Below are 3,949 nucleotides of genomic sequence, written 5' to 3' on the forward strand. Positions count from 1 at the left end.
TATCTCTAAAGCCGACTTTGATACGGCGGTGTCCCTCTTTGAGGCAATGCAAAAAGAGGGAATCAAGCCCGACCTTGCCACATACAACGGGATTATCCCGAAAGTCCCCGATTTTGATACGATTCAACCCTGGCTTGAGAAGATGCTCGCCGAGAACATCCGGCCGGGTGTTGTGATATATAACACGTTGATTACCAAATCCCCCCATCACGACACGGCGGGTTTCTGGTTCAAGAAGATGCTTGATGAGGGCATACAGCCGAATATCATTACCTACAACGCTCTTATCGCCAAGGCCCCGAATTACAGCACGGCCAGCTACTGGTTGGAGGCAATCCTTGAGGACAGCATCCAATCCAATCTTGCCACCTATAATCGCCTTATTGCAAAAGCCCCCGACTACAACACGGTCAAAGGGTTGCTTGAGGCGATGCTTAAAGAAGGTATAAAACCCAATGTGATCACCTACAACGCGCTCATCTCAAAATCGCCCGATTACGATAAAGCGCTGTTGTTGCTTGAGACCATGCGCAAGGACGGCGTTGCGCCGAACGTGGACAGCTTTAGCAGGCTGTTCAGCAAGAACCTGTCCGGCAAATCAGCTGAAGAGGTGCTTGCGCTTTATCAATCACGGGGGATTGCCTCTGAGGAGCCGATTCAGACCGCCATCTCCACGTATCGCAAAGCCGGTCGTGTCGACCAGGCGCTGCTTATCGCGCTCGAGTACCCGCACCTCCTGGTCGCCAAGAAGCTCATCAGGGAAATCATGGATGATGTGTTCGCATATCTTGAGACTATCCGCGAAGAAGGCCCGGCGGATGTTGAAAGCTACAATACACTCATCTCAAAAGCCCCAAATTACGATGCGGCCAAAAGCTGGGTGGATACGATGCGCAAGAAAGATATCCGGCCCGACCTTACTACATATAACGCGCTTATTGCTAAATCGATCGACTTCGATACGGCAAGGTCCTGGCTGCAGGCGATGCAGGCCAAAGGGATTGTGCCCGATATTGAAAGCTATAACGGCTTATTCAGCAAAGACCTCTTTGGCACAAGCGCGGATGAGCTACTGAGCTGGTATCTCGCCCAGGAATACCATCCGGATGAGCCGATGCAGGTCGCCATTGCCTCGTATCGCAGGACGGGCCACGTTAACCGGGCATTACGCCTTGCGCTGGAGTTTCCACAATTGCAATCCGCAAAATCCCTGGTAAGAGAGATTATGAACGATATGTTCGACTACCTTGCGACTATTCGCGAGGAGGGCGTACAGCCGAATATCGCCACGTACAGCGCCCTGATCTCCAAGGCCCCCTACTATAGCATCGCAGAATCATGGCTTGCGACGATGCGCAATAAAGGAATCGAGCCAAATACTGTTACCTATAACGCACTGATCTCGAAAGCCCCGGATTACGAAACCGCCAAGTCATGGCTGGACGTAATGAAAAAGGAAGACGTAAAGCCAAGTGTGGTTACCTATAGTACGCTTATCTCCAAGGCCGATTTCGGGGTGGGCGCCTCTTTGTTGGATGAGATGAAGCGCGAAGGCATTGCGCCAAACGTTATCACTTACAACGCACTTGTTCTTAAGGCGCCGGATTATCCGACGGTCCAATCGCTGCTTGCGACGATGCGGCAGGGTCACATCGAGCCGGATGTCGTAACCTACAACACGCTCATGCTTGCCGCACCCGATTACGATACCGCCAGGGTGTGGTTGGATGAGATGCGCAAAGACGGTATCCAGCCTAACATCGTGACGTATAACAGGCTCTTCAGTAAGAACCTCTCGGCCAAGCCCGCAGACGAGATTGTGAGCTGGTATTTATCCCAGAAGTATCACCCGGACGAACCGGTACAGGCGGCAATCGCCGCATACCAGAAGAGCGGTCATATCGACCAGGCGCTCCGTCTTGTTCTCGAGTATCCCCATCTGCAAGTTGCCCGCAAGCTGATCCGCCAGCATACCGAGCAAGCACTCGCATACCTTAAAAATGTCTCAGGCTATAATCCAAGGCATTCCAACATCGATTATGCCCTCGGTATCGCCTTTATGGAAAAAGGCAAACGCCGTGAAGCAGAACCGCACCTGAAAAAGGCCCTCGCTACTTCTAAGCCTGGGCCAAGAAGGGCTCTACTCGAAGAGTACCTGCGCCAAATCGAGCGCGAACTTACGAAGATGGCATAACAGCGCCTAACCGTTGCGCGCATGAAAATCCAAATCGTGGTAGAATAATTTAAGACACATGAATTATTCTAATGAACTAATTCAATGATTTACTTCAGGTGGGGAAACGACCCGTCGCTGGCCTTATGGCTAGAGGAAACATCCCACACCCCGTTGAAAGTTTTGCTTTCAACGTAAAAGACCGCCTTCCGTGAGGGAGGGCAGTTCCTTTTTAAGGGGCTGACGACCAGTGCCACAGAGACGAGCCGCTTTAAAGCGGGTGAAACGAGGTAAACTCCGGTCGGGTGCAACTCAAATAGGGGGGCGCTTTTGCGCAGTCCCGGGTAGAGGCAGCCGCCCACAAGCGGCACCGGCCCAAACCGGTAGATAGATGACGGGATAAAACAGAATGGGAGTTACGGTTTCCCCACCTCTTTTTGTTTGCTGCACAAATAATAAGTCTATTACCAGCAGAAATAAAAAACACTCGGCGCAAAATCCGAGTGTTTTTTCAATTTTTCTAACAAACTTCTAACAGAATCTTAAAAAAGCTTCTAACATCTGTTACCCATTTATCGCTCTTTTGTGCATATATTATCTTAAAGCAGAATGCCGTCTATGCGCTTCGTGTACGGACAACTTAAGGTTACTGGCCTATAATACAATCTAGTGCTTATAATATAAACAAGCTAAGGTAGTGTGCAGGGTAGCGTAAGAGAGGGCTGGTGATATGAGACAAGTAGTGATTGAGAACCCTATTATCAACGCCCCATTCGACGAGCCGACCCGCCACTTCAGGTTTGCCGACGAGGGGATTACCAATGAGGTGGTTGATGGCCGCCGGACCAGTTCGTACTTCGTGCCCATCGCCAAGCCAAAGAAGAAAGGGTCTAAGCAGCTTCAGTTCGACACCGAATGGACGCAAGATCGCATCGAGGAGAACAAGCTTGTCAACGATATTCGTCGCCGCATCGCCCTGTGGCGCAAGGGTGGCTATGTCGGTGTAACGCCGACAACCGCACGCTTGATTGCTTATTGGACCGATACTAACCGCGAGAAGAAACTCTTCTTTTGCCAGAACGAAGCCCTTGAAACCGCCATCTACATCACTGAGGTAGCCAAGAAGTACGGCGATACCTGGATAGAGAACGCCATTCGCGAGGCGAACGATACATCGAACCCAGGTCTGCCGCGCACGGCGTTCAAGATGGCCACTGGCTCCGGCAAGACTGTCGTCATGGCCATGCTCATAGCGTGGCACACGTTAAACAAGCGTGCTAATCCGCAGGATGCACGCTTCACCGATACCTTTTTAATTGTCACGCCCGGTATAACCATCCGCGACCGGCTGCGTGTGCTGTTACCGAACGACCCGGAGAACTATTATCGTCAGCGGGATATTATCCCCGCACACGATATGGAAAAGCTGGGCCAGGCAAAAATCGTCATCACCAACTTCCACGCATTCCAACTACGCGAAAAGGTTGCTGCCGGCAAGCTTACGAAGTCCATTTTGGCAGATGGGGAGACAAGCGCGTTCACCGAAACGCCCGACCAAATGGTACGGCGTGTTTGCCGCGAGTTGGGTACAAAAAAGAACATTGTTGTCCTCAACGACGAAGCCCACCACTGCTACCGGCGCAAGCCCGACGGCGAGCACGAAAAGCTCGCGGGAGACGATCGCGTCGAAGCTAAGAACCGCGAGGCGGAGGCACGCATCTGGATCTCCGGCATCGAGGCCGTGAAGGCCAAAATCGGTGTAAAGGCTATCTACGA

General features: G+C 51.7%; 2 protein-coding genes and 1 other RNA gene. All 3 read left to right on the forward strand.

Annotated features, from left to right (window positions below):
* Nucleotides 1-2,194 (forward strand): pentatricopeptide repeat-containing protein (locus COY37_RS06390; RefSeq protein ID WP_286976839.1); only part of this gene is annotated, 2,194 nt, incomplete at its 5' end.
* A gap of 102 nt (nt 2,195-2,296) precedes the next feature.
* Nucleotides 2,297-2,597: RNase P RNA component class B (gene rnpB / locus COY37_RS06395), an RNA gene on the forward strand.
* 306 nt (nt 2,598-2,903) lie between these two features.
* Nucleotides 2,904-3,949, forward strand: a 1,046-nt coding sequence (locus COY37_RS06400) for a DEAD/DEAH box helicase family protein (protein ID WP_286976841.1), incomplete at its 3' end; no start/stop codon positions are given.

Origin of the sequence: Candidatus Aquicultor secundus, assembly GCF_002791875.1 — a bacterium.
GTDB lineage: Bacteria > Actinomycetota > Aquicultoria > Aquicultorales > Aquicultoraceae > Aquicultor_A > Aquicultor_A secundus.